This window comes from Acidovorax sp. 94 (assembly GCF_003634645.1).
Taxonomy (GTDB): domain Bacteria; phylum Pseudomonadota; class Gammaproteobacteria; order Burkholderiales; family Burkholderiaceae_C; genus Acidovorax; species Acidovorax facilis.
On the sequence record NZ_RBJA01000001.1, the window covers coordinates 379,685 to 405,332 of the forward strand.

Annotated in this window: 25 protein-coding genes; 9 read left to right on the forward strand and 16 right to left on the reverse strand. The window is 67.0% G+C overall.

The window, feature by feature from the left end; genetic code table 11:
• Positions 1-31 precede the first annotated feature (31 nt).
• A complete protein-coding gene (locus tag C8C94_RS01720) occupies positions 32-649 on the reverse strand; it encodes a TetR/AcrR family transcriptional regulator (protein ID WP_121419489.1) in 618 nt (205 codons plus the stop codon).
• A 91-nt stretch (positions 650-740) separates the two neighbouring features.
• Between C8C94_RS01720 and C8C94_RS01725 the strand changes: the two genes are divergently transcribed.
• Entirely contained in the window at positions 741-2,189 is a 1,449-nt protein-coding gene (locus C8C94_RS01725; protein WP_121422637.1) for an efflux transporter outer membrane subunit, read from the forward strand.
• 60 nt (positions 2,190-2,249) lie between these two features.
• Here the strand turns inward: C8C94_RS01725 and C8C94_RS01730 are convergent, their stop codons facing one another.
• Complete coding sequence (locus tag C8C94_RS01730; RefSeq protein ID WP_121419490.1) at positions 2,250-5,375, reverse strand: WD40 repeat domain-containing protein; 3,126 nt, start codon at positions 5,373-5,375, stop codon at positions 2,250-2,252.
• A 104-nt stretch (positions 5,376-5,479) separates the two neighbouring features.
• On the opposite strand from C8C94_RS01730, the gene C8C94_RS01735 reads away from it, so the two are divergent.
• Positions 5,480-6,415 carry a succinylglutamate desuccinylase/aspartoacylase family protein gene (locus C8C94_RS01735; protein WP_121419491.1) on the forward strand — a complete coding sequence of 312 codons (936 nt, stop codon included), beginning with the start codon at positions 5,480-5,482 and terminating at the stop codon, positions 6,413-6,415.
• Between the two features lie 19 nt (positions 6,416-6,434).
• On the opposite strand, the gene C8C94_RS01740 is transcribed toward C8C94_RS01735, so the two are convergent.
• From C8C94_RS01740 to C8C94_RS01755, 4 genes are all read right to left on the reverse strand, one after another.
• Positions 6,435-6,974 carry a DUF924 family protein gene (locus C8C94_RS01740; RefSeq protein WP_121419492.1) on the reverse strand — a complete coding sequence of 180 codons (540 nt, stop codon included), beginning with the start codon at positions 6,972-6,974 and terminating at the stop codon, positions 6,435-6,437.
• An 85-nt stretch (positions 6,975-7,059) separates the two neighbouring features.
• Positions 7,060-7,275, reverse strand: a complete 216-nt coding sequence (locus tag C8C94_RS01745; RefSeq protein ID WP_055398867.1) for a hypothetical protein — start codon at positions 7,273-7,275, stop codon at positions 7,060-7,062.
• Positions 7,276-7,543: 268 nt separating this feature from the next.
• Positions 7,544-8,506 carry a DMT family transporter gene (locus C8C94_RS01750; protein ID WP_121419493.1) on the reverse strand — a complete coding sequence of 321 codons (963 nt, stop codon included), beginning with the start codon at positions 8,504-8,506 and terminating at the stop codon, positions 7,544-7,546.
• 217 nt (positions 8,507-8,723) lie between these two features.
• Entirely contained in the window at positions 8,724-9,230 is a 507-nt protein-coding gene (locus tag C8C94_RS01755; RefSeq protein ID WP_055398918.1) for an MgtC/SapB family protein, read from the reverse strand.
• Between the two features lie 472 nt (positions 9,231-9,702).
• Here C8C94_RS01755 and C8C94_RS01760 point away from each other — a divergent pair, with 472 nt between their 5' ends.
• Positions 9,703-10,293: an NAD(P)H-dependent oxidoreductase gene (locus C8C94_RS01760; protein ID WP_121419494.1), complete on the forward strand. Its 591-nt coding sequence runs from the start codon at positions 9,703-9,705 to the stop codon at positions 10,291-10,293.
• A 33-nt stretch (positions 10,294-10,326) separates the two neighbouring features.
• Here C8C94_RS01760 and C8C94_RS01765 read toward each other — a convergent pair whose 3' ends face one another.
• Together C8C94_RS01765 and C8C94_RS01770 are read right to left on the reverse strand one after the other, a co-directional pair.
• Positions 10,327-11,277, reverse strand: coding sequence for a nitronate monooxygenase family protein (locus C8C94_RS01765; protein WP_121419495.1), 951 nt, complete (start codon positions 11,275-11,277; stop codon positions 10,327-10,329).
• Positions 11,278-11,345: 68 nt separating this feature from the next.
• Positions 11,346-12,140, reverse strand: a complete 795-nt coding sequence (locus tag C8C94_RS01770; RefSeq protein ID WP_121419496.1) for a pseudouridine synthase — start codon at positions 12,138-12,140, stop codon at positions 11,346-11,348.
• 213 nt (positions 12,141-12,353) lie between these two features.
• Between C8C94_RS01770 and C8C94_RS01775 the strand changes: the two genes are divergently transcribed.
• Both C8C94_RS01775 and C8C94_RS01780 read left to right on the forward strand, forming a co-directional pair.
• A complete protein-coding gene (locus tag C8C94_RS01775) occupies positions 12,354-12,947 on the forward strand; it encodes a DUF6151 family protein (protein ID WP_121419497.1) in 594 nt (197 codons plus the stop codon).
• Between the two features lie 156 nt (positions 12,948-13,103).
• Positions 13,104-13,439 carry an ankyrin repeat domain-containing protein gene (locus C8C94_RS01780; protein WP_121419498.1) on the forward strand — a complete coding sequence of 112 codons (336 nt, stop codon included), beginning with the start codon at positions 13,104-13,106 and terminating at the stop codon, positions 13,437-13,439.
• A gap of 101 nt (positions 13,440-13,540) precedes the next feature.
• On the opposite strand, the gene C8C94_RS01785 is transcribed toward C8C94_RS01780, so the two are convergent.
• Positions 13,541-14,005, reverse strand: a complete 465-nt coding sequence (locus C8C94_RS01785) for a TerB family tellurite resistance protein (protein ID WP_121419499.1) — start codon at positions 14,003-14,005, stop codon at positions 13,541-13,543.
• 129 nt (positions 14,006-14,134) lie between these two features.
• On the opposite strand from C8C94_RS01785, the gene C8C94_RS01790 reads away from it, so the two are divergent.
• Positions 14,135-15,052, forward strand: coding sequence for a DHH family phosphoesterase (locus C8C94_RS01790; RefSeq protein ID WP_121419500.1), 918 nt, complete (start codon positions 14,135-14,137; stop codon positions 15,050-15,052).
• Positions 15,053-15,139: 87 nt separating this feature from the next.
• Here C8C94_RS01790 and C8C94_RS01795 read toward each other — a convergent pair whose 3' ends face one another.
• The 3 genes from C8C94_RS01795 to C8C94_RS01805 all read right to left on the reverse strand — a co-directional run bounded on the left by C8C94_RS01795 (position 15,140) and on the right by C8C94_RS01805 (position 19,393).
• Entirely contained in the window at positions 15,140-16,357 is a 1,218-nt protein-coding gene (locus C8C94_RS01795; RefSeq protein ID WP_121419501.1) for a DUF1501 domain-containing protein, read from the reverse strand.
• 10 nt (positions 16,358-16,367) lie between these two features.
• Positions 16,368-17,981 carry a DUF1800 domain-containing protein gene (locus C8C94_RS01800; protein ID WP_121419502.1) on the reverse strand — a complete coding sequence of 538 codons (1,614 nt, stop codon included), beginning with the start codon at positions 17,979-17,981 and terminating at the stop codon, positions 16,368-16,370.
• A gap of 140 nt (positions 17,982-18,121) precedes the next feature.
• Complete coding sequence (locus C8C94_RS01805) at positions 18,122-19,393, reverse strand: MFS transporter (RefSeq protein WP_121419503.1); 1,272 nt, start codon at positions 19,391-19,393, stop codon at positions 18,122-18,124.
• Positions 19,394-19,670: 277 nt separating this feature from the next.
• On the opposite strand from C8C94_RS01805, the gene C8C94_RS01810 reads away from it, so the two are divergent.
• Positions 19,671-21,374 (forward strand): flagellinolysin, encoded by a 1,704-nt coding sequence (locus C8C94_RS01810; RefSeq protein ID WP_121419504.1) that lies wholly within the window; start codon positions 19,671-19,673, stop codon positions 21,372-21,374.
• An 18-nt stretch (positions 21,375-21,392) separates the two neighbouring features.
• Here C8C94_RS01810 and C8C94_RS01815 read toward each other — a convergent pair whose 3' ends face one another.
• Entirely contained in the window at positions 21,393-21,830 is a 438-nt protein-coding gene (locus tag C8C94_RS01815; RefSeq protein ID WP_121419505.1) for a thermonuclease family protein, read from the reverse strand.
• A 372-nt stretch (positions 21,831-22,202) separates the two neighbouring features.
• On the opposite strand from C8C94_RS01815, the gene C8C94_RS01820 reads away from it, so the two are divergent.
• Positions 22,203-22,829, forward strand: coding sequence for a DUF2242 domain-containing protein (locus tag C8C94_RS01820; protein ID WP_228894371.1), 627 nt, complete (start codon positions 22,203-22,205; stop codon positions 22,827-22,829).
• Positions 22,830-22,907: 78 nt separating this feature from the next.
• Here C8C94_RS01820 and C8C94_RS01825 read toward each other — a convergent pair whose 3' ends face one another.
• Positions 22,908-23,456 (reverse strand): alpha/beta hydrolase, encoded by a 549-nt coding sequence (locus C8C94_RS01825; RefSeq protein WP_121419506.1) that lies wholly within the window; start codon positions 23,454-23,456, stop codon positions 22,908-22,910.
• Positions 23,457-23,599: 143 nt separating this feature from the next.
• On the opposite strand from C8C94_RS01825, the gene C8C94_RS01830 reads away from it, so the two are divergent.
• Positions 23,600-24,037: an Lrp/AsnC family transcriptional regulator gene (locus tag C8C94_RS01830; protein ID WP_121419507.1), complete on the forward strand. Its 438-nt coding sequence runs from the start codon at positions 23,600-23,602 to the stop codon at positions 24,035-24,037.
• A gap of 80 nt (positions 24,038-24,117) precedes the next feature.
• Here the strand turns inward: C8C94_RS01830 and C8C94_RS01835 are convergent, their stop codons facing one another.
• Both C8C94_RS01835 and C8C94_RS01840 read right to left on the reverse strand, forming a co-directional pair.
• Positions 24,118-24,678 (reverse strand): dihydrofolate reductase family protein, encoded by a 561-nt coding sequence (locus C8C94_RS01835; RefSeq protein WP_121419508.1) that lies wholly within the window; start codon positions 24,676-24,678, stop codon positions 24,118-24,120.
• A 77-nt stretch (positions 24,679-24,755) separates the two neighbouring features.
• On the reverse strand, positions 24,756-25,646 hold the full coding sequence (locus C8C94_RS01840) for a LysR family transcriptional regulator (protein ID WP_121419509.1): 891 nt from the start codon (positions 25,644-25,646) through the stop codon (positions 24,756-24,758).
• Positions 25,647-25,648 lie beyond the last annotated feature (2 nt).

Consider the following 25,648-nt stretch of genomic DNA (forward strand, 5'->3'; position numbering starts at 1 on the left):
AATTAGTCAATAGTCACAAATAAACTTTCGCTCATGGGGACAGGCTGCGCAGGACCAGGCTGGACAACTGGGTGGGCGCCTCGTTGGCGTAGTCCAGGCTGTGCTGCAGGATCAGCGGATTGAGGTAGGGGCGCATCACCAGGTGGATGGCTGCAGTGGTTTCATCCAGCGGCGTCTTGCGCTCGAAGTCGCCAGTCTGCCGGCCTTCCTGCAAGACATCCCGCAACAGCGCCTGTAGGCGCTCCTCGTACACGATGGTGGACTGCCAGCGTTCGGTTGCCGCAGAGGTGGCGATCTCGTAGAGCTTTCTGTCCTGGAAAAAGAGACGCAGGCTCGACTCCACAATGGCTTTGAACATGCGCCGCAGCTTCTCGGGTGGCCGATCGGCCTGGGCCACGGCCGCCCGGACCTCGCTCTCGATATCGCTCAGGCAGTTGGCGCAAATCATCTCGCCGATGGCCTGCTTGGATTCGAAGAACTTGTAGATATAGGCTTTTGAAAAACCGATCTCCTTGGCCAAGTCGGACACGGTGGTTTTTTCGTAGCCGTAGCGGCTGAAGTGCTCGGTGGCGGCAGTCACGATCTGGTTTCGCACCTCGTGGTCCGCAGGGCCCCGGCCTGCGGCGGTGGGATGGCTTGTTTTGGTCATGGGCAAAGCTTACGCCAGTCTTGGTGACTAGACAACGAGTGACTATTTGGTATTATGGTCACAATTCAATTGAACCATGACCGAAAAAACCATGCTGCGCAAACGCACACTCGCCGCCCTTCTTGTGGCCAGCCTCTCCGCCGGCTGCGCCGTGGGGCCGGACTATGTCCGGCCAGAGATTTCCCTGCCTGGGCATTACCAGGATCAGCCCGGCAGCAATCAACAGCCAGAGAAGGCCGCCGCCGAACTGGCCTCCTGGTGGTCTGCGTTTGGCGATCCTCAACTCACGCGATTCGTGTCGCTCGCGCTGGCGCAAAACCTCGATCTGGCGCAAGCCGCTGCACGGGTCGCCCAGGCGCGTGCGGGGCTGGGCGCGGCCGACGCCGCACTGTTGCCGTCCGCAGCCATGTCGGGCCAGGCTGCGCGGGCCTATCAGTCCACGCAAACACCCTTGGGACAGGTCTTGAGTTCGACGCCGGGTTTTGACCGGTATGGCAGCGCTTACGAGGCAAACCTGGGCGCAAGCTGGGAGCTGGATGTGTTTGGCGGCCTGCGCCGGGGGCGGGAGGCGGCCACCGCCGAATACCAGTCTTCGGAGGCTGGTGCTGTTGCCACCCGATTGGCCGTGGCGGCACAGACCGCAGATATCTACATCACGATTCGCGGCCTGCAGGCCCGCCGAGACGTGGCCCGCCAGCAGGTGCAGACGCAACACGACCTGCTGTCCAACGTCAGGCTGCTGCACAGTAAGGGTCTTGCGGCAGAGCTCCAGGTGAGCCAGGCGGAGGGGTCGCTCTCGCAGGCGCAAGCAGCGATCCCGGTGCTGGACGCTTCCTTGGACACGGTAATGAACGCCATGGATGTCATCCTGGGAACTCCCCCGGGCACCCACCGCGCAGAACTGATCGCGCCGGGCGGCATTCCGGCAACTCCCCAAGGAATTGCGACGGGCTCGCCGAGCGAGCTGCTCAGGCGCAGGCCGGACCTCATCGCTGCGGAGCGCCGCTTGGCTGCATCCAATGCGCGCATTGGCGCCGCCATCTCCGAGTACTACCCCAAACTCTCCCTCAGCGGCTTGGTGGGGAGTGCAACGTCTGTGTCCAGCGGCAGCCTGTTCTCGGGCGGCGCCAGCCAGGCCACAGGCGTGCTCGGGCTGCGCTGGCGCCTTTTCGACTTCGCGCGCATCAATGCGCAGATAGAGCAGGCCAAGGGCCAGGAGGCAGAGATGCTGGCCGCCTACCGATTGGCGGCGCTGCGGGCCACGGAAGATGTGGAAAACTCGCTCTCCGCGTTTTCCAGGCGCCAGGAGCAAGTTTTGGTGTTGAAGGCCGGTGTCGATTCGCTGGATCGCGCTCGCGCAGCGTCGTTCTCGGCCTACCAAAAAGGCGTTGTCAGCATGATCGAAGTCCTGCACGCCGATGAGACCTTGCTCCGGGCTGCCGATGCGCGTGTACAGGCGCAGACGGAATCTGCCCGTTCGGCAGTGGCCATCTTCAAAGCACTGGGGGGAGGGTGGGAGTCCGGTGCATCTCCGACCTAGTCCACGTTCAATGGCCACGCCCAAGGCAGCGTTAACTTCCGACGAGTACGGTCACATCGCCTACCACCGCAACGGCCCGGTTTCATCGCTCCAGAAGATCCACCGCCGCACCTCCGCATACGGCGATGTGCCGATGGAATAAGGGTCCATCCCCGTCTCCACGCGCTCCAGGTGCACCAGGTAGCCGCCGTAGCTGGCGGCCCACAGGGTGCTGCCGTCGGGCGATATGTCCATGGCGCTGATGGTGCTGCCGATGTGGTGGCGCCACAGCGGGCATCCTTCGTCGCTGAGGGCGTGCAGGTAGCCATTGGCATCGCCCAGCACCACCATGCCCGGCAGGGTGGCAGATGCATACACGCGCCACTGGGTGTTGATGGCCGGGGCTCCGTGTGTTTCTTCTTCTCCACTGTCTGCCGCGAGGTCTGGCAACGCTTCACTCACTGGCGCGGCCAGCGTGCAGCCCCCGTAGAAGTGGCAGGAGTTGGCCAACAGCTGCGTGCCGTCGTGTGAAAAGGTGGTGTGGTGCGGGTAGGACGACAGGGGCTCGTAGCGGCGCACCACCTGGCCTCGGGCGTTCAGCAGGATGTGCACGCTGTCCTGGTCGCCCACAGCGATGTAGCGCTCGTCCGGTGACAGGGCCATGTGCAGCATGTCGAGCGCCAGCATCGTGACCTCGGCGCCGTTCACCGATTCGTCCTGCTGGTTCTTGGGCCAGGTGTAGGGGCCGTCTTCGTCAAAGGTTTGCGGGTGGATGCGCTGCACGGGGCTGCTGGCTCCCGCGGCACCCTCGGCGTGCAACAGATAGACGCCCGTGGGGTTGCGCAGCAGCACACGCTGGCCGTCGTTGAAGGGGATCAGCTCGTCGCAGCGCTGGCCCAGGGGGCCGGGCGATACCACCACCTGAGCTGGCAGTGCTTCGTTGCCCTGGGGCAGGGCAAAGCGGGCGATGACGGGGCCGTCAAAACCATCGTGCGTGGTGACATGCTCGCCGTCGCTTTGCGCAAAGCAGCGCCGGTTGGGCGAGCGGCCGAGGCCGCGCAGTGCGGGCAAGGGGATGTGCCGCAGGCCCTGCAGGGCCACCCAGTGCGCCGTGTCGTCGTAGGGGGCGCCGATGCGCGCCAGCACGCGGCCGTCGTCCAGCGCGAACACCGGGCCGATGAAGCGGCCCGCATCGGCGGCGTGCCGCACGAAGGCGTCGGGGGCAAATGCAAAGCGCTGGCGAAAGCGGTCGGCCAGGTCTTCGTCGGCGTGGGTGTTGACCACGCGGGCCAGCTGCAGCACGGTGGCTGCGGCCGCCTTGCGCGGGTCGGAGGGCAGGTCGCTGTCTTCGTTTTCTTCTTGTTCTTCTTCGGTATCGCCGTTGCCTTCCTGCACTTCGGCCGAATCCAGTGCGAGCTGGTGCGCGCGGATGGCGGCTACATAGCTTTGCCCATCGGCCTGCCATTGGTCGGACAGCGTCATCAGCTCGACAGGGAAGACCGCTGCATCGGGCAGGTCGGGCGCCAGCGGGGGCGTGGCCAGCAGGTGCACGGCGGCTTCGATGCGCCGCGCCTCGGCCTGACGGGCCTGCTCCTGTTCGTGCTGATCGCGTACGCGCAATTGGACCGCGCCGTAAAAACGCAGCAGCCGCGTTATGTGGTCGGCGGCGCTGCGGGGCAGGGTGGCGCGGGCATCGCTCTGGCGCTGCGCATAGGTGAACTCCACCACGGCAGGCCCGTCCAGCGCGGCTTCCACGTTGATCTGGTAGGCGCTGTGGGCGTTGTCGTCTTCGTCGCCGGGGGCTTCGTCGCCGTTTTCCCAGCTGAGCTTGAGGGCGCGGCCCCAAGGCTCGCCTTCGTGCATGCAGGGCTGGCGTGCGCCCACCCACACGTCGCCTTCCCACCAGCCGTTCTTGTCGCTGTCCCACCAGTCGTTGTAGCGCTCGGTGAACACAGGCAGGGAGGTAAATTCTTCGATGCGCTCTGCGGTCAGCTCGGCCACCAGGCGCTGGTACAGCGGGTAACGGGCGCGGTGCTGGCCCACGGCCTTGCGCAGGTAGTCCAACACGCCGCGCCAGGCCAGCGTGCAGGCCTGCCAGGCTTCGGGGGCGGTGTCGGGTGCCAGGGGCAGCCATTCGCCGGGCTCGCCGTCGCTATAGCCGCGGTACACCAGCGTGAGCTGCGCGGTGGTGGGCACCTTGCGGCCCCGCACGGCGGCGGCCAGGCGCGCCAGCAGCCCCTGGCGTTCGGGCACTTGCGCCACCGAGAGGTAAAAGTCCCAGGTCTTCCAGACGGTGATGAACACGTTGTCATCGCGCTGGTCGCCATCGGCGTCCACATGCCGCTGGCACAGCGAAAAATCAGTCTGCTGAAACCACCCGGTGGCCGTGTGCTCCTTGGGGCCGATCACGGGCGTGTGCACGGCTGCCAGGATGTTGCGCACGCTGATGGCCTCATCGGCGAACAGGTCTGCCTCCAGGGGCATCAGCGCGTGGATCTCGGCGCTGGTGCGCGTGGCGTTCTCGCCCGCGCGCACGGCGGCCACCACGCGGGCGCGGTCCAGCACGTAGCTGACGCCGCTTTCGCCATCGTCGATGCCGTCATGGAACTCAGGCAGGAACACGATGCCTACGATTTCGCTGGAGAACTCCGCCAGGTGCGGCACGCCGCGCACCTCGTCCATGAGGAACTCCACCTGTTCGGGCCCGGTGATGTCTACGGGGTATTCATCCGTGAACAGTGCCACCCGCGCCGTGAGCCCGCCACGCACGGTGAGCCCGCCGTGGTTGTAGTCGCCCCACAGCAGGTCGGCCACTTGCAGCGCGCCCTGCACATAAAGCAGCTCGCCGCCCACCACGGCGTTGTGCATGCGCGCGTCGCCCAGTACGACCAGGTGCGTGGCGCCATCGGTGTCGTCGCAGGTGAGCGCGCCGTCGATCTGCAGATGGCCTTCGATCAGGATCAGAAAGGGCTGGCCCGTGGGAGCTTGGTTGGTGTTGTTGCCGCCCTGCAGCAGCGTCCGCAGCGGGCTGCCGCTGGCCAGGGGCGCATCCAGGTGCAGCTCGGGCACCTGCGCATCGCCGGTGATGCAGAGCACGGTTTCCGTGGTCAACGCATCCGGGTCCTCTGCAAGGCGCTGGGCGATCCAGCTGTCGGCGGGCAGTCGGGCGGCCACATCGGCCAGCGGGCAAAGTCGGGCAGTGGGCATGGTGCGGCGGGGCGGTGGAACAACGGGCGGGGCATCGTACACCGCGCGCCATGGGGTTTTTGCTTTGCGCGGAGAATGATGTGTTGTCTTACTAATTGCCCGCCATGACGCAAAACTCTCCCGTTTTCGAAGTCCTTCCCCGCGACCTGTCTGCCTACCGCCAGGGCAATGTGGGCATCGACTACGTGCACCGTTTTGAATCGGGCCAGCCAGGCCCCCACGTGCTCATCAATGCGCTCACGCATGGCAACGAGATCTGCGGCATGGTGGCGGCCACGCACCTGCTGGACACGGGCGTGCGCCCGCGGATTGGCACGCTGACCATCAGCTTTGCCAACGTGGCGGCGTATGCATCGTTTGATCCGACCCGTCCGTTTGAAAGCCGCCAGCTGGTGCACAACCTCAACCGCATCTGGTCCGCCGGTGAACTGGACGGCACGGCCGCAAGCCCCGAGCTGGACCGCGCCCGTGCGCTGCGCCCGGTGGTGGCTGCGGCCGATCACATCCTGGACATCCACTCCACCAGCCAGGACGTACAGCCTTTCTGGGTGTACCCGGCCTATCCGCGCAATGCCCAGGTGGCGTTGGCCATTGGCCGCCCGCCCGTGCACCTGGTGATGCCCAGCGGGCTGGGCTCGGGCACGCCGCTCATCCAGCACGGCCGCCATGGGCTGGCTGAGAGCGATGGGGTGGCTTTGGTGGTGGAGTGTGGCCAGCATTTCCGCCAGTCGGCGGCCGACGTGGCCACGGCCGTGGCGCTGGATTTTCTGGCGCATTTCGGGCTGGTCGAAGCTGCTGCCAACCGCCCCGCGCCAGGCCCGCAGCGCCGCTATGAACTGCTGGAGACCTGCATGGTGCGCACGCCGGACTTCCGCTTCACACGGCCTGTGCAGGGCTTTGAGGTGTTTGCCCAGGGCGAACTCATCGCCACCGATGGCCCGCACGAGATCCGCGCGCTGTGCGACGACTGCACGGTGATGATGCCCACGCGCGAGCCCATCGTGGGCCGCGAGGCGGTGTACCTGACCCGGCCGATCTGATCGGCAAGGACCGGCAAGCTCAGAAGGACGAGCCGGGCTGCGCGAGGAAGGCCAGCTCCTGCGCCGTGGACGTGCGCCCCAGCACGGCGTTGCGGTGCGGGTAGCGCCCGAAGCGCGCAATGATGTCGCGGTGCGCCACCTCGAACTTCAGGTTGTTTTCCAGCCCCGGCTGGTCAAACAGCACCATCGCCTGGGCGTGCACCACCAGCGACTCGCTGTGCATGTAGGGCATATAGGCAAAGGCGCGTTGGGCGGGGGTGAGTGCCGTGTCGTGCTGCCCGGCCACCAGTTCCTGCGCCAGGACCAGCGCCTGGGCGTCTTGCGCAAACGCAAGCGGCGAGCCCCGGTGGATGTTGCGCGAGAACTGGTCCAGCACCAGGATCTCCGCCAGGCGGCCTTGGGGCGTGCCGCGCCAACTCCACAACTCGCACTGCCGGGCCGCCTCCCAGGTGGCACCGAAGCGGACACGGATCATCGCGTCGATGGCGTCCTCTTGTGCGAAGTGCTGGGCGGGGGTGAGTTCTTCGAACCAGAAATGAAGGATGTCTTCGGCTTGCATCGTGAATATCGCATGAAATAGGGCTCTGGCGCTTGATCATAAAGCGCTGGCCGCTATCAGTTTCATAGTATCCGATGCTGATCGCTCAGTTCTGGATGCGGATTTTTCCCTCGCGCACGTATTGGTTGAACTGGTCCTTCGGGATCGCGGCGGAGCCCACGGCATCGTTGTCTGCGGTCCAGCTCAAGGTGGTGCTGTCTTTGGAAGGCTCCAGCTCCACGGGGCCTTTCGGAATGGTCAACGGCGCTCCGTCACCCGGGGTGTAGGTAACGTGGCCTGCAATGGTGGCGTGCTGGGTCATGGTGAATTCCTTTTTGGTGGTGCCGATGTGATGGACCTCCTATTGCACCGCCCATGCGCCTTCCGGGGTGTAAGACCATGCCGTGCGACGGCGCGGGCCGGTGCCGCCACCTGCAAGGTCGTCGTTGTCCCTGGCTCAGCGCATGAAACTGGCACGGCCCAGGCCAGTGCCACCGTGGAACTGGCTTTGCCAGGCCACCGGTGGCGTCCCCCTCCCGCGCAGCGAGAGAGGGGGAAGGCGCCGAAGGCGACTCAGGGGGAGCTTCACCTCACGGAGGCACCACCGCCTGCGTCCGCTCCTGCCGCACCAGATACAACCCGCTGCCGATGATGATCGCGCCGCCCAGCAATGTGGAAACCCCCGGCACGGCCTGCCACAGCACCCAGTCGAGCCCCATGCCCCAGGCCAGGGCCGTGTATTCAAACGGTGCCACCACCGACGCCTGCCCGTGCCGGAACGCCTCGGTGATCGCCAGCTGCCCCAGAAACCCCGTGACCGCCAGGCCCGCCACCAGCGGCCAGTGTGCAGCGTCCACGCCCACCCAGCCCGGCCAGGCCAGCGTGCCCGCGCCCAGCGCCAGCAAGGCGGTGGTCCAGAAGACCAGGCTGGCGCTGGAGTCTGTGCGGCTGAGCACGCGCCCCGTGATGGCCGACACGGCGTATCCACACGCTGCGCCCAGCACCGCCAGCGCGCCCAGCGTGAAAAATGCGTCCTGGCTGGGCCGCAGGGCCACCACCACGCCCACCATGCCCAGCACGATCGCCACCCAGTGGGCGGCGCGCACCTTCTCGCCCAGCACCACGGTGGACAGCGCCGTGATCAGCAACGGGGCGATGAAAAACAGCGTGTAGGCCTCGGCCAGGCCCAGCTCTTTGAGTGCGTAGGTGAACAGGCCCAGCATGGTCACGTTGAGCACGCCACGCAGCAGGTGCAGCGGCCAGCGCACCTTGAGCAAGCCCCGCACCTCGCCGCGCCACAGCACATACAGCGCCACCAGCGGCAACGCAGCCCAGCCGCGCAGCGCCGCCACCTGCATGGCGGGGTAGCTGGCCGACAGGGTCTTGAGCAGGGCGTCCATCAGCGAAAAACACCCCACCGCCGCGACCATCGCGACGATGCCGCGCAGGTTGCCCGAGGCTGCCGCCTGCGCTCTGGTAGCCGTCGCAGTCGCAGTTGTGGTCGCGGCTGCAGATGCCGCAGGCTGAGCCTCGGTGTCGCTCGTCCGCGTCATGGTTGTACCGCCGCAGGAAGGCTGCAGGCTGTGGTGGGTGGCAGGGTGGCAAATGGCGCAGGAGCTGTGCCGCCAAGGCAGCGGTGCTGCGCTGGAAGACTGTGCATGGGGTAACCAGAGGTGGCTGGCTGCGGCGCGTGGGCCTGCGCCGCAGCCAGGGGGTCGGTGGGCCAAAAAGTGTAGCGCAGCCCGCGCCAGCGGGTTGCCTCGGCTCGGCTCAGTCCGCCTTGTGGTTGGCTGCGTTGCGGCTCACCTTGTCGTGCAGCATCGGAATGGCCCACAGCACCACCAGCGCCAGCACCGTGCTCAGCACCGCCGTGGCTTCGCGGCCCAGCCCGGCGGCCACGCCGATGGCGGCCGTGAGCCAGATGCCAGCGGCTGTGGTCAGGCCCTTGACCTGGCTTTCGGCATCGCCCTTGAGGATGGTGCCCGCGCCCAGAAACCCCACGCCCGCGATGATGCCCTGCAGCACGCGGCTGTTGTCTGCCGCTTCAATGCCGGCTTGCTGCGCCACCAGCACGAACAGGGCCGCGCCCATGGCCACCAGCATGTGCGTGCGCACACCGGCGGCCTTGCCCGCGTGTTCGCGTTCCCAACCCAGCAGCCCGCCCAGCAGCGCTGCCATGGCCAGGCGCACCACGATGCGCGTGGCCTGTGCCGCATCGGGCACGTCCGAGAATTCCGAGGCCACCGTGCTGGCGATCTCCTGCCAGAGGTCAGCCATGGCCATGGTCCTTGCACCCGGTGACCGGCGTTGTGACGAGGGAGGGCGGTGTGCTCAGAGAGCGGTACGCGTGTGGTGGCATGGCGGGGAGTCCAGCGGAGGAGGGGGCGCAGCAACAGTGCTGCCCTGCGACTGTGCTGCTCCGGCGCGGCAGCGTCTACCGGTGGCGGGCGAGCGCGGGGGTAGGACACTGCCGACGCACGCCAACGACCGCTTGGCGGGGGGTGGGCGTCAGGTTTTGATAGAAATTGGCACCTGGCGCTTGATGGTAAAGCGCTGGTAGCTATCAAAAGTGAAGCGTCTGGCGATGGCCGCCCATAGCCGCGTTCCTCCCGCGCCTCCCCAACCCGTCCCTGCGGATGGCGCCATCTGCTCGGCGCTTGCACCTCGGGGTTGCGCGTGTCACGATTTGCCTTGGTGCCCGCAGCGGCCGCCATCACCGGCGGGCCTGGCGCCGCGAGGAGTTTTTGCCATGACGCCCCAACGCATTCTTCTGATACAGGGCCACCCGGACGCGAGTGCGCCCCACCTGTGCCACGCGCTGGCGCAGGCCTATGCGCAAGGGGCCATCGCGGCGGGCCACGAGGTGCGCGAGATCGAGGTGGCTGCCATCGACTTTGCGCTGCTGCGCAGCCAGCACGAGTGGGAGCTGGGCCTGCTGCCCGCATCGCTCAAGCCTGCCCAGGCGGACATCGGCTGGGCGCAGCACATCGTGCTGTTCTTTCCGCTGTGGCTGGGCGACATGCCAGCCCTGCTCAAGGGTTTTCTGGAGCAGGTGGCGCGACCCGGGTTTGCCTTCAATACCGAAGGCAGCAACCCCTTTGGCCGCAAGGGGCTCACAGGGCGCAGTGCGCGGGTGGTAGTCACCATGGGCATGCCTGCGCTGGTATACCGCTGGTACTTCCGCGCGCACAGCGTGAAGTCGCTGGAGCGCAATATCCTGGGCTTTGTGGGCATTGCGCCGGTGCATGAGACGCTGGTGGGCAGCGTGGAGCAACTGGGCGACGATGGGATTGCCAAGTGGAAGGCGCGCATGCGTGCGCTGGGCGCGAAGGCGGCGTAGAGCCCCGGCCCTAGCCCTGCGCTGCGATGGCGATCAGCCAAATGACCGCGCTGCAGCCCAGGCGCCCATGCGTTGGCTGATCGCAAAGAACTCCTGCACTGTGTCGTCAATGATCTGCTGCGCGGTCTTGACGGAATCGATGAGCCCGGCGGTCTGGCCTGCGAGGGCCGGTGCGGCCTCCATGTCGCCGTCAAAGTACACGCGCTGGATGCCCGCAAAGCTGTCGGCGGGCATGAGGCCTGCCTCATGGATGGCCTGGGTGCGCTGCGACTTGAGCGCGCGGATGCAGGGGCTGGCCTTGGTGTTGAGCATCCAGGTGCCGGTCACGCCCGCATCGACGATGGCGTTCTTGTAGTTGGCGTGCACGGGGCTTTCGGCGCAGCTCACAAACCGTGTGCCCATCTGTACCGCCTCAGCCCCCAGCGCAAAAGCCGCCGCCATGCCGCGCCCGTCGCAGATGCCCCCGGCGGCCACCAGCGGCACATCCACCCGCGCACGAATGGCTTGCAGCAGCACCAGGGTGGAGACCTCTTCGGGGTTCTTGAACCCGCCGCCTTCGCCGCCCTCGACCACCAGACCGTCGATGCCTGCGTCCACGCATTTGAGCGCCGCGTCCACCGTGGGCACCGCGTGGTACACGGTGATGCCCGCGTCCTTGAGCGGCGCAATGAACTTGGCCGGGCTGCCCGCCGAGGTGGTCACAAACTTCACACCCGACGCGCACACAAAGCGCAGCATGGCGTCGTCTTTCAGAAAACGGATGGGCAGGTTCACGCCGAAGGGCAGGCCCAGTGCGCTCATCTTGGTGATCTCGGCCTGGCAGTTGGCGGTTTCGCCCGACGATGTCTCGATGATGCCCAGCCCGCCCGCGCGGGACACGGCCGATGCCAGCTGCGTGCGCGCGATCCAGCCCATTGGCGCCTGGATGATGGGGTAGCGCGCGCCCGTGTGGGCGAGGACGCGGTTGGTGGCGGGTACGGTCATGGGCGGAGTCTCCTGATTTTTGGAGTGCCCATTATTTCGACGGGTGCGCTGTCGTCGTGTCGCCCGGGTTACGGTGCAGTGGGCGTGCCTTGCGTCTCTTCCCACGGCAAGCGTGCAAACAGCCGCTGCCAATCGGAGACGGGGCTGGCGTTGGCAATCTCTGCCGTGTCGTGCCCGGGGCCCCAGCCCGCAGGCCCCGGCCATGGCAGCCCGCTGTCAAACGTCATCACAGCGCCCGACACGGGGTGTGGCACCGTCAGCTGCCACGCATGCAGCCACAGCCTCTGCTGCCCCAGCCGCTCGGCCCACCAGCGGTTGAGGGGGCCTTTGCCGTGTGTCGCGTCGCCGATGATGGGGTGGGCCAGGTGCTTGAGGTGGCGGCGTATCTGGTGGCGCCGCCCGGTGGTGGGGATCGCCTCGACCAGCGAGGCGCGGGTGGTGGCAAAACGCGCATCACTGGCCTCGGTCAGCGTGAGCTGCGCCAGGCGCCGAAAGCGGGTGTGGGCGTCCTGAACGGCCGCATCGGCCGGGGCATCGTCGGGCTTCAAGGCGTGGTCCACCTCGATGGCCTCGGGCGCCCAGCCGCGCACCAGGGCCAGGTAGCGCTTGTGCGTGGCGCCGTGCTCGAAGGCCTGTGACAGTGCCCGCGCCGCATGGCTGTGCAGCGCCATCACCAGCACGCCGCAGGTGCCCTTGTCGAGCCGGTGCACGGGGTACACATGCTGGCCCAGCTGGTCGCGCAGGGTCTGCATCACAAACCGTGTCTCGCCCGCGTCCAGCCCCGTGCGGTGCACCAGCCAGCCCGCAGGCTTGTAGACGGCGACCAGGTGCTCGTCGCGCCAGAGGATGTGCAGAGGGGGCATGGAAGAAGGTAGAGAAAAAAGGGGCGGGAGGCCGTAGACAGGGGCCCAACCGCACGACAGCACGGCCGATGCCGGGGCTGGCACAGGGCTCATGCGGCGGCATCATTTCTACTATACGGCGAGGAGTAGGGCGCCCGCGTGGCCTGGCCTGCACACTGCTGACAAATTCTGGCAGCAGGGGCGATAAGCTCCCGGTCCATCAGAGGGGGCTTCATGATCCATCGCTTTCAATGCCAGTGTGCCAAGGTCGTCGGCGAAGTGGCCGACACGCGCTCCGCCATCCACGCCATCTGTTACTGCCGGGACTGCCAGGCCTATGCCCACCATCTGGGGCAGCCCGACGCGGTGCTGGACGCTCTGGCCGGCACCGAGGTGGTGGGCACGCATGCCCGCAACGTGTCTTTCACCAGTGGCACCGATCAGCTGGCCTGCCTGTCGTTGTCCGAAGGCGGCTTGCTGCGCTGGTACGCGCGCTGTTGCAACACCCCCTTGGCCAATACGGGGCGCGACTGGCGCATGCCCTATGTGGGCCTGGTCCATCTGTGCCTGCGCGCGGGCGGCGAGCCGCTTGCGCCCGCGTTTGGGCCGGTGCAGATGCACCTGGAGACCGCCAGCGCCAAGGGCACGCCGCCCCGCACGGGCTGGAGCCAGCTGAGGGCGCTGCTGGGCTTCATGCCCCGCATTGCGGCGGCGCGATTCACCGGCAGCTACCGCCGCACACCGTTCTTCACGGCCACTGGCGCGCCTGTGGTGGCGGTGCGTGTGCTGTCCGCCGCCGAACGCGAAAAGGCCGTGGCAGCGGTGTAGCAGCTGGGCCGGGTGCCGTAGTTCTTTGCGCTACCACCCACGCGCCAGGGCGTGCCAGAATGCCGACGGTTTGCCGTGGAGCCTCTGGTCTGGAGGCATGTGCATCGGCCCGCGCTGCGCTCCTCGCAAAACCGAAAAACAATACAAGGAGACCCCATGTCCGCTGGTGACTGGAAAGACATGTACGCCGCCGCAGTGGCGGGCGACCTGGCACTGGTGCGCCACCACATCAGCGCGGGCGTCAACCCCAACTACCAGCACCCCGAAATTTTGTGCACACCGCTGGTGGCCAGCCTGATCCATGGCCACAGCGAGATCGCGCACTACCTGCTGGCCCACGGTGCCGACCCCGGGCTGCGGTCAGACTTTGACGACATGACCCCACTGGAGGCCGCGCGCCGCTACCGGCGCACCGAGTTCATCACGTTGCTGCAGGCACAGGGCGCCAAGGAAGAGCGCAAGCCGTTCTGGTGGCGCTGGCTGCCGGTGTAGACGCCGAGCACACGCGCATCCGTAGAGCCCGCGCAGTCCAGGCCAGCGGCCGCCTCGCCGCCCGGGCGGTGTCCCACTCGGGGGGAAGGGCCGAATGCGACTCAGAGTGGGCTTCCTTCCTTTGCCCGCATCTTGGCCGCGATGTACTCGCCATGCGTCACATGCAACAGCCCGGCCACCTTGCTGATGGTGTGGTTCTCGTTGGCGTCGATGTGGGCGTCGGCATACGCCACCTGCCACATGGCCTCCACGAGCTGGATCTTCTGGTCCTGCGTGAAGTGATCGTTGAGGCTGCTGGTAAATCGCTGGTAGTCGTAGGCGGTCTTCGATGTGGTTACGGCCAGCTCCAGCAGGCGCTCCAGCTCATCATCGCTCAGCGCAAATTTGCTGCGCAGGGCGGTCACCATGGTGGAACGCTCGGCGTCGTCCATGGCGGCATCAAACCGCACCACCTCCACCAGCAGCACGGCGGCTGCCAGTTGCACGGCGTGGGCGCGCGCGGCGGGCGACTGGGTGGTGGAGGGCTGCGTGAAGCTGTCAAACAGGTCTTTGAGGGTTCGGAACATCGGGTGCTTTTCGGGGTGCGGGGCAAATGGGGTGGAGGCGCGGTGGATGGGTTGGTTCCCGCAGCGCGCGCGGGCGGGCTGCGCACTTTGCGCTCGCGTGGTGCACCGCCCCGGCGACAATCGGGGGCCATGACGAAGAAAACCATACTCCCCCTGCAACTGCTGGTTGCCCCCGACAAGAACGATCCCAAGCCGCTGATCCTGTACCACGGGCGCAATTGCCCCGACGGTTTTGGCGCGGCGCTGGCCGCATGGCTGTACTACGGCGATAGTGCTGAATACGTGGGGCTCGACCACGGCGATGTCAAGTCTTTGGACGACCTGCCGCCCCTGCAAGGCCGTGCGGTTTACATCCTCGACTTTTCCTTTGCCGCCGAGGTGATGGCTGCCATCGACGAGCGTGCCGCCAAGCTGGTGATGCTGGACCACCACAAGAGCGCCGCCGAAAAACTCACTGGCTTTGCCTGCCGCTGCGGTGTGGTGCACTTCGACATGGGCAAGTCGGGCGCGCGCCTGGCGTGGGAGTTCTTTCACCCGCACGAGCCTATCCCTGAGCTGCTCAAGTACGTGGAAGACCGCGACATCTGGAAGTGGGAATTTGCCGAGAGCGCCGCGTTCTTGTCGGCCCTCGACATGGAAGAACAGGGCTTTGCGCGCTGGCGCGAGATCGCGTCCTTCACGCCCGAGCAGCTCAAGGAGTTCATGGTGCGCGGCGAGGCCATGGACGAGAAGTACAAGAAGCTCTGCGCCGACATCGCCGAAGGCGCGCAGCCGCTGGTGTTCAACGGCATCACCGGGCTGATGGTGAATGCGCCCGGCATGTTCCACAGCCTGGTGGGCGACATGCTTTCGGCCAAGACTGGCACCTTTGCGCTGATGTGGAGCGCGGGCGAAAAAGGTGTGAAGGTGGGGCTGCGTGCGCAGCGCAACTTTGACTGCATCGCGTTGGCCGAAAGCATGGGCGGCGGCGGGCATGCCCAGGCCTGTGGTTTCAAGATGAAGGTGGAGCGCCTGCCCGAGCTGCTCAGTGGCACCTTCAACGCCTGAAGCAGGGGCAGGTTCTGAATAAAAATCGGCCTTTGCGCTCTATGGATAAGCGCTGATTGCTATTAAATATATAGCAATCAGCGCAAGCTACACCAGCCGCAAGTCCGCCCCCTTCGTCCCCGGAAACACCCGCGCCACGGCGGCTGCGTTCAGTCCGTACATGCGCGCAAACAGCCCGCCCAGCACGGCGCGGTAGTCGTTGAGCACGGGGTAGTCGCGGTTCTGGAACAAGGTGGCGGCCGTCAGCGCCTGCTGCTCGCCCACAATGCGCCCGCCGCCCACACCACCGCCCAGCACCCAGAACACGGTGCCGTGGCCGTGGTCGGTGCCCCGGTTGCCGTTCTCGCGGAAGGTGCGGCCAAACTCGCTGACCACCACGACCACGGTGGATTTCCACGCCGGCCCCATCTCGTCGGCAAAACCCGCCAGGCCCCGGCCCAGCTCTTCAAACCGGTTGGCCAGCGCGCCCGTGGCCGCACCCTGTGCCACATGGGTGTCCCAGCCGCCTACGTCCACAAAGCCCAGTTGGTAGCGCGTCTGCATCAGCTTTGCCATGCGCCGCGCCGTGCCTTCAAAACCCTTGGTGCTCAGCGCATTGCGGCTGGCGGCTTCCATCTCGCCCTGCATGGTGCGCGCCACTTCTTCGCGCGTGGCAAAACCTTCGACCACGGGTGTGGCCAGTGGCGTGCCCCGGTACATGGATTCGATGAGCTGCGCCTGCCGCGCATCCACGCCGCTGCGGCCCGCCGCCGCGCTCAGCAGCGTGTTGGGCACATCCACTGCGCCGCGCAGCACCAGGGGCAAGGTGCTGGTGAAAGCCATGGGCTGCCGCGTGGCCGTGGCCGGGGTGTTGCCGGTGCGCGGGTTCAACTCGGCCACCAGCCGGTTCAAAAAACCCGAGCGGTAGTCGCGCCGCCCGCCCACGGGCTGGCCCAGCTCCATGCTGTCTTGCGTGTCGAAGTGGCTGCGCGAGAGGTCGTCGGTGCCTGCAAACGGCACAAAGGCCAGCTGGCGCTGCTGGTACAGCGGCAGCATCGATTCGGCCAGCGCGGGGTGCAGGCCCCAGTCGGGGGTGAGCGGCAGCGCGCCGCCGTCCTGCCCGGGTCGGGCGATGGCGATGTTCGGGCGCGTCTCGTAGTAGTAGCTGCTGGCCGTGGGCACCAGCAGGCTGGCGCAGTCATAACCACCGCGCAAAAACACAAGCAGAAAACGCACGTCCTGCGCGCCGGGGGCGGCCATCGCGCTGGCGCTGTGCACGCCGAGGGCGCTGGCGCCCAGGGCTTGAAGAAGGTGTCTGCGTCGCATGGTGATTTCCTCAGCCGTGCATGAATTCCGGTGATGCAAGGAACAACAGGTTCCACTCACGCGGTGATGTTGCCTGCGCCAGCGCATTGCGCGTGGCGGCCGACCAGGTGGGCTGCAGGGCGCGCACATAGGCACTCTGTGCCAGCGGTGGGGGCGTGCGCTGCGATGCAGACTGTTCGGCCATCCTCATCTCCTTCTCGCGCGGGGTGGGCATGGGGGCGGTGGCCACACCGGCCCCGATGGCGCGGGCGATCTCGAAGCGGGTGGACATCTGCCCTGAACCCGCCCATGCCGCTGCGTCCAGCGGGTAGCCGTCGGGCGTGGCGCGGCCGTACAGGGGTTCGGCCAGGCGCTGCAGCCAGCCCAGCGCGGGCTCGGCGCCGGGCAGCACGGCGTCGCCATGGGCCAGGCGCAGGCTGGCCAGCACATAGTGCACCGGGTCGCGAAAGCGCTGGCCCAGCGATGCCCGAAATTCCGGCGCGCTGAACAGTGCCTCCAGCACGGCGGCGATTTCGCCATCGGTGCGCTCGAACGTGCGGGCCAGCGTCTGCAGCAGCGCAGGCGGTGGCTTGTCGCCCACCAGGAAGAGCGCGATCTTGCGGGTGATGAAGCGTGCGGTGGCCGGTGCGCGTGCCAGGCGGTCCAGCGCTTCGTCCACCTCGGCCAGGCCTTCGGCGCGCAGGGGCTGGCCCAGCAGGGTCTTGGGTTCCCAGTCATGCCGCTGGGGGTTGAACTCGAACAGGCCATCGCGCACGTAGTGGCGGCGCAGCGCGGGCTTCATGCGCGGGGGCTCGTCGCGGTCTGGCTGGCGCGCAATGCCCACGCCGGTCAGCACGCGTGCCAGCTCCTGCACATCCTGCTGGCTGTAGCCGCCGTCCACGCCCAGGGTGTGCAGCTCCATCAGCTCGCGCGCGTAGTTTTCGTTGATGCGGCCCGCGGCGTTGCGGGCGTTGTCCAGGTAATGCAGCATGGCCGGGTGGCGCACCGTGGCACCCAGCAGGTCGCGAAAGCGGCCCAGCGCATGGGGGCGGATGGCGCGTTCCTCATAGTCGCCCACCAGCACACGCAGGTGGCCCTTGCCTGCAAACACGCTGAAGTGGTTCATCCAGAACCAGGTCATCTTTTCGCGCAGCTGGGTGGGCGAATACAGCGCGCGCAGCACAAAACGCTCGGCCGCCTCCTGCTGTAGCGCGCGCATGTCCTGCTGCCAGGCCTTGAGCGCGGCCTTGCGGCCATCCTCGGTGGGCTGGGCCTTGGCGGCCTGGTGCTGCGCCTCCATGCGCGCGGCCAGATCGGGCAGGGGCGTGCGGGTGATGGCCATGGCGTCGATCTGCGCCTGGGCCGCGCGCGGCAGCGTGGCGGGCGGGGGGCGCAGCTGCGCGGCCAGGTAGGCAGCAACCCCTTGCGGCGGCAGCGCCTGTGCGCCTTGGGCGGTGTTGCCCCAGGTCACGCGGTCCAGCAGGCGGGTTTGCATGGCTTCGTCGGCACTGGCCCAGCCAGCGGTACCCGCCGGGGTGGCGGCGCGGGCCAGGCCCAGCGGGGCGGTGGCAGCCATGCCCAGCAGGCCCGCGAGCACGGTGCGGCGGTGAAGAGGGCCGGGGAGCGGGGCGGAAGGAGCGTTCATGGGGCGCACAGGGGGCAGGCAGTGGAGCGCATGGTGCTCCGCCCCAACGCGCCGTGCAAGCCTGCCGCGCGGGTTTTACCTGCGCGACACAAACGCCCCGGAGCTTGTTTACAAGGGCTGTCGCGCCGTCGCTGAACCGCTCAGCTGCTGGCCTGCGCAGCTTCCTCAAAACGGTCCACCGTGCGCAGGGTCTTGAACGCCAGCATCCAGCCACCCACCACGCCCAGCGTGCACAGGCCGCCCACCACGGCGGCGGGCACCACGCCCAGCCAGGCGGCGCTGGTGCCCGCGCGGAACTCGCCCAGCTCGTTGGACGAGCCGATGAACAGCATGTTCACCGCGTTCACCCGCCCGCGCATGGTGTCGGGGGTGGAGAACTGCACCAGTGCGCCGCGGATGTACACGCTCACCATGTCGGCCGCGCCAGCCACCATCAGCGCCGCAAACGACAGCCAGAACCAGTGCGAGAGCGCAAACACCAGGTTGGCCACGCCAAACACCGCCACGGCGATGAACATGGTGCGCCCCACATGGCGGTTGAAGGGCCGCATGCTCAGGTACAGCCCCGCACCCACCTCGCCCACGGCCATGGCGCTGCGCAGCGCGCCCAGGCCCGCCGGGCCTACATGCAGCACCTCCTGCGCATAGATGGGCAGCAGGGCCACCACGCCGCCCAGCAGCACGGCGAACAGGTCCAGCGAGATGGTGCCCAGGATGATGGGCCGGGTGCGGATGAAGGTGATGCCTGCGCCAAAGCGCTCGAACATCGTTCCCTGCGCGGGGCCGGGCGCCGTGGCATGGGCCACCACCACACGCAGCAGCAGCGCCACGCCCAGCACAAAACACGCGCAGCACACGGCGTAGGTCAGCTCGCCACCGCCCAGCGCATACAGCAGCCCGCCCAGCAGCGGCCCTCCGATGCTGGCCACGCGCATCAGCATGCTGTTGGCGGCAATGGCCTGCGCGAGCTGCCCGCGCGGCACGATCTGCGGCAGCAGGCTTTGCATGGCTGGCCCCGAAAAAGCGCGTGCGCAGCCATACAGCACCAGCACCGCATAAATGCCAGCCACACCGCTGGCCCCATGGCCCGCCAGCCACCACAGCAGGGCACTGCACACGCCGCCCACCGACCAAGCCAGCGCCAGGATGCGCATGCGGTCAAAGCGGTCGATCAAATCGCCTGCTGGCAGCAGCAGGGCCAGCATGGGCAGAAACTGCGCCAGACCCACATAGGCCAGTGCCAGCGGCTCGCGGGTGAGGTCATACACCTGCCAGGCCACCACCACGGCCTGCACCTGGGTGGCGACCACGGCCACCACGCGGGCGATCAGAAAGGAAATGAAGCCGGAGTGGCCGTAGACGCTGGAGGTCTCCGCATCGGGTGCTGCAGGGGGGGAATGGGGGACTGTCATGAAAACGGAACGGGGGCGGCCGGGGCAGCGCACGCTGGGGGCCAGATGGGAAAGACTCCAGGATGCTAGCGGCTGTGCAGCCTGCACGCTGGGGGCTTGGGGGAAGACCCGCAGAAATGGGTCTTCAGGTTTTGCCCTGGCCCGCCGATAAGGCAGAGAGGAAGAAGCGGGTTTGCGGCCTCGGCGCTGCTGCTGCGTGGGGCTGGGCGTGCCGCTTCGACCGGTTTTTACCGTTTGTCCATTCATCTGCTTTGACCAGGAGTCCCCGGGGCGTGCCATGGCGTTGACGATCAACACCAACGTGATGTCGCTGAATGCGCAGCGCCGGCTTGGCGGTGCACAGAGTGACATGGGCACGACCGTGCGGCGCCTGTCCTCGGGCTTGCGCATCAACAGTGCCAAGGACGACGCGGCGGGCCTGGCGATCTCCGAGCGGTTCACTTCGCAGATCCGGGGGCTCAACCAAGCGGTGCGTAATGCCAACGACGGCGTTTCGCTCATGCAGACGGCCGAGGGCGCGCTGCAAAGCGTCACCGCCAGCCTGCAGCGCATCCGCGAGCTGGCCGTGCAGGCCGCCAACGACACCAACAGCGCGTCTGACCGCCAGGCCATCCAGGCCGAGGTGACGCGGCTGGCGCAAGAGATCGACCGCACCGGGCGCACCACGCAGTTCAACGGCATGGACGTGTTCGACCGCTCCGACGCCAGCGTGGTGGGCGACGAGAACCTGCTGTCCGTGTTTGACGGCCTGACCAGCGCGGGCAGCTGGCTGGAGAGCAGCGAAAACCTCATCCGCAACTACTTTGGTCTGCAGGGCGATGGCGCGGCCATCGACATCCGCTACACCGGCTTTACCGACAACGCGGGCGGTGTGGCCGCCTATGTGCAGGTCACCGGGTTTGACGGGCAGGGGCGGGGCAACAACCTGGTGCTGCAGGTGGACATGGCCGACTTCGTGCCGCCCAACCCGCCCAATGGCGGCTCCGCACCGTTCTACAACGACCGTGTGATTGCCCACGAAATGGCGCACGCGGTGATGGCCCGCTCCACCAACTGGCAGAACATCACCGGAAGCCACTTGTGGTTTGCCGAAGGCGCGGCCGAGTTCATTCACGGCGCCGAAGAGCGCGTGCGCGCCGATGTGGCCAACCTGGGCGTGGCGGCCGTGGTGGCGGCCATTGGCGGGCCCAGCAATACCAGCGAGTTCTACTCGTCCAGCTACTCGGCCGTGCGCTACATGCACGACCGCATCAAGACGGCGGGCGGCACCGGCATCAAGGATGTGCTCACCTACATGAGCAACAACCCCGGCTCCACGCTGGACGCGGCCATTGGCGCAGCCTCGGCCGGGGCCTTCACCAACGCGGGGGATGTGCTCACGCAGTACGGGCTCAACGGTGCGGCCTTCATCGGCAGCTTTGACCTGAACAATGCCGACACCGGCGCCATTGGCGGCGCCGACGTGGACGGCGGCATGGTGCGCGACGCCACGGCGGCGCTGCCCAACCAGGGCAGCCGCTCGGGCAAGGACGCGCTGCAGGGCTTCACCGAGACCTACGAAAACATCGCCTCGACCAGCGGCGCCATCAGCACCAAGGTGTTCCAGGTGGGCGCCAATGCCAACCAGACCCTGGAAACCCGCGTGGGCGCGATTGGCCTGGGGGCCATGGGCCTGCGCAACACGCTGGACGTGACCACCTCGGCCGCACAGGCCATCGTGTCGGTAGACCGCGCGCTCGACTACGTGAACAGCCAGCGCGCCGTCATCGGCGCGCAGTCGTCGCGGCTGGAGTCGGCCATCACCAACCTGCAGATCGGCAGCGAAAACCTGTCGGCCAGCCGCTCGCGCATTGTCGACACGGATTTCGCGGTAGAGACCGCCAGCCTGGCCCGCCAGCAGATCCTGCAGCAGGCGGGCAACGCCATGGTGGTGCAGGCCAACCAGATGCCCCAGGGCGTGCTGGCACTGCTGCGCACCTGAGGCAGTGTGACAAGAGGGTCAGCGCTGGCTGTGCCGGTGCCGGTAGGTCCACGGCGCCAGCGGCCGCTTCTGTGACCACAACCCTGTGCCGCTGCTGCGCGCCTGGCGCTGCAGCGCCACCAGCTGCGGGCGGGATTCGGCATAGGGCGTGTACACCCAGGCCAGGCCGGCACGCACCTGGGCGGTGGCCACATCGGCGCTGCCGCAGCGCACATGGGCCACCGTGCGGCCATAGCTGTCTTCGTCCACCGGCTGCAGCGCGGCGCGTTGCCTGAAGCACAGCTGCGCCAGGTGCTGCCGTGACTTCTGGCCAAAGGCCTGGCGTGACTCGGGCGCGTCGATGGCGGCGATACGCACCTTCACCTGCTGGTAGGCACCGGGCGCGCCGCAGCGCACGGTCAGGGTGTCGCCGTCGCTGATGGCGACGACCAGGCAGAGCAGGGAGGCAAGGGGCACGGCAGCAGAGGGAGAGAGAAATGGTGGAAGGCGAGCAAGAAGGCAGGTGACAGAATGTTGTGCCAAATTGCCACTTTGCGCTTTATGGATAAGCGCTAACAGCTATCAATAGTGTAGCATCTGGCGTGTTGTCTCTACGGGCTGCTGCAAATTGATACCTTGACGCGTGCAATGCCCGAAATGGTGCGCAGGGCATGTGTGCAGGGCTTTGGGCTGTGGTTACCACGCTTTCAGCCCCTCCACGGGCAAGGGCGTTGTGCCAGGCTGGGCATAGGGCTTTCTAGAATCGACGGGAACCGGGTGTGGTGCAGACTGTCAGAACGCCATGGCAGCCGTTCTGCGCCGCTATGGCAACCGGAAATGCCCCCCGCAATGACGACTTTCTTGATGATGTTGATGACCCCGAAGGAGTGCCCGCCCTTGCGTTTGTGCCTTTTCCCGACCCGCTTCACTGTTCGTTCTGGTGCCGCTGCAGGTAGCTTGGCTCTGGCCGCATTGCTGGCAGGCTGTGTGGGCACCACGCCCAAGACGTTTGGGGTGCAGGAGAGTTTTGGTTCGGTGGCCACCTACTCGCGCCTGTTTGACGCCACGCCCGCCCAGACCTGCGAGGCATCGCGCCGCGCGCTGCTGAGCCAGGGCTACATCATCTCCACCCACCAGCCGGAGCTGGTGGAGGGCAAAAAGAGCTTCCAGCCCGAAGCCGAGTCGCACCTGCAGATGGTGGTGCGCGTGGTGTGTGTGCCCGAGGCCAATGACGGCAAGGTGAGCCTGGGCTTTGTGACGGCGCTGCAGGACACCTATGCCCTGCGCAAGACCAACAACTCGGCCAGCGTGGGCGTGGGCGCCATCGGGTCCGTGTCGCTGCCGTTTTCTGCCAGCAGCGAATCGCTGGTCAAGGTGGGCAGCGAGACCATTTCCAAGGACGCTTTCTACGAGAGCTTCTTCGATCTGGTCAAGCGCTACCTCGTGATGGACCAGGCGCAAGCCATCGGTGGCTGAAGCGGAGGTTCCAGGCACTGGGGCCTGAGCGCTCTGGGCCTGCGCTCTCAGAGGGGCGTGGCAATCCCGCAGCGGTTCTCACTCTCCGCGCCAGCGCGCCACCAGCTCCCATCCCTGCGGCCAGTCACCCAGGCCACTGTCGGCATTGAGGTGGCCCCGCGCACCCAGCACCACGTGCTCGGCGTTCCAGGCGCTGGCGCACTGCGCCGAAAAGCCGGGGGTGGAATACGGGTCGCTGGTGCTGCTCATCAGCACCCGTCTTGGCAGGTCGGGCTGGGTGGGCAGCACGGCAGGCAGTGGGGCAAAGCCTTTGGCGTCGGCCGGAAAATTCGGCCCCCCGGGGTCTGGCACCGCCACCAGCAGCAGCGCTTGCACGGGCCGGTGGTGGCGCGCGGCCCAGTGCACCGCGACCAGGCAGCCCAGGCTGTGTGCCACCAGGATGGGGGGCTGGGGCGATGCAGCAATGGCGTCATCGAGCGTGCGCACCCAGGTGTCGCAATCGGGGTGGTCCCAGTCGGCCTGCTCCACCCGCGCCACGCCCGCGTGCCGGGTTTGCCACAATGACTGCCAATGTGTCGGGCCCGAGTTGTAGATGCCCGGAATCAGCAAAACAGGTCGCGTCGTCATTCAATGTCCTTGTTCTCAAAGCAGATCCATCACTGCCCGCCAACAATAGGAAACCGCCGCTGTTCCGGCCAGGGGGGCTCATCGGAAATCGCCCGCCCAAACCTTGAAGTCATCGTTAAGAGCCTGTTCAAAGAAAGCACCCCGTGGAACTGGACAAAAAAGACCGGCAGATCCTCATGGCCCTGCAGCACGACGCGCGGCAAAGCCTGTCGGCGCTGGGCAAGCAGATCGGCCTGTCGCAGCCTGCGATGAGCGAGCGTGTGAAAAAGCTCGAGGACGCGGGCGTGATTGCAGGCTACGCGGCCCGCATCAACCTGGACGCCGTGGGCCTGGGCCTGCAGGCGGTGGTGCGGGTGCGCACCACGCACGAGCACATCCAGCGCTATGTGTTGCTGTTCCAGTCCCTGCCCGAAGTGCTGGATGTTGTGCGCGTGACCGGCGACGACTGCTTCGTGGTGCGCTGCGCCTTCGGCCAGCCCGCCGACCTGGAGCGTGTGGTGGATGCGCTGGCCGCGTTTGGCAGCGTCTCCACATCACTGGTACTGTCGCACCCGGTGAACAAGGCGGTGCCGCTGGGTTAAGAATTTTTGCGTCCAAAGAGCCGCTGACGCTTGATGGATAAGCGCAAATAGCTATAAAAACAATAGCTTCAAGAGAGTGGCTATGGGTTGCGTTGCGAGGCTGGCGGCACCTTGTACCGCAGCTCTGCAAAGAGGCCGCCCAGCGTTGTCACCGACTGCAGGCGCAGCGCCGGTTGTGTGATCCGGCGTGGCAACAGCGGCTTGCCCGCACCCAGTGTGACCGGTGCGATCTGCACGATCAACTCGTCCAGCAGGCCCGCATCATAAAACTGCCCCACCAGCTCGCCCCCGCCCACGATCCACACATTGCGCCCCGCTGCGGCCCGCACCATGGACTGGTGCACGGGCCGCACATCGCCATGCACAAAGCGCACATCGGCGCCCGGGATGGCGCGCAGAGTGCGCGTGCTGAACACCCATGTGGGCTGCACGTAGGGCCATGGCTGGCCTGCGTCGATGGCGTGTTTCAGCATCCATTCGTAGGTGTGCGAGCCCATGGCCAGCGCACCCACGTCGCGGATGAAAGCGGGGTAGCTGGAGCCCTCGATCTCGCCGAACTGCAAGAGCCAGCCAAGGTCATGGTCTGCCGTGGCAATGAAGCCGTCGAGGCTGGAAGCGCCGTAGAACTGTGTGATGGTCATGGGCGCTCACTGTGAAGACCGGCTGCTGACAACGTGCTGGCAGCAAGCTGGGAGGGAGACGGGAAGGCCCGAGTGCGTCAGGGCAACTGCACCGTCTCCGCGAGATGCCCGTACACCGCGGCAATGCGCCGCAGGTGCCGCGACTCGGGGTGCGTCAGCAGCCACAGCTCGGTTTCACAGTCGGCCAGCGACCCGGTGAGGGGGCGCAGGTCGCTGCGGCCCTGGGCCAGAAAGAGGGGCAGCACCCCCACGCCCATGCCCAGGGCCACCAGCTCCATCACGGTGAGCAGGCTGTTGACGCGGTAGGTGGGCTGCGCCTTGGGGTATCGCTTTTTGCGCCAGCGCACCGAGGGGTGGTCGGGCAGCGCGTCGTCGGGCGCAATCCAGGCTGCGCGGCCCGCCTCCACGTCGGACAGGACCAGCGGGCTGGCGGTGCCTGCGTACAGCGCGGATCGGATCATGCCCAGTTGCCGACCCACCAGGTGTTGTGGTGGACGCTTGGTGGCGCGCACGGCGATGTCGGTGTCTCGGCGCGTCAGGCTCACCAGTTCATTGCCCGCATGCAGTTCGTACACCAAGGCCGGGTGCCGGGGCTGCAGCACCTGCAGGGCGGGGGCGATGAGGCCGTGCAGGAGGGTGTCGGTGGTGGAGATGCGCACCGTGCCCGACACCTGCTCGGGCTGTGCCTGCGTGGCCGTGCGGGCGGCCTCCAGGGCGGCTTCCACGCGCTCGGCCTGCTCGGCCAGGGCCTGGGCCAGCTCCGAGGCGCGGTAGCCCGCGCGCGAGCGCTCGAACAGCAACTGGCCCAGCCCGCGCTCGATGCGCTGGATGGCACGGAACACCGTGGACGCATCCACGCCAAGCCGTTCACCGGCTGCTGCCAAGGTGCCGGTGCGCACCATGGCCAGCAGCACTTCCAGCTCTGCGGCGCCCAATTGGTATTGCGTGAATGCAATGGATGTTTTCATGT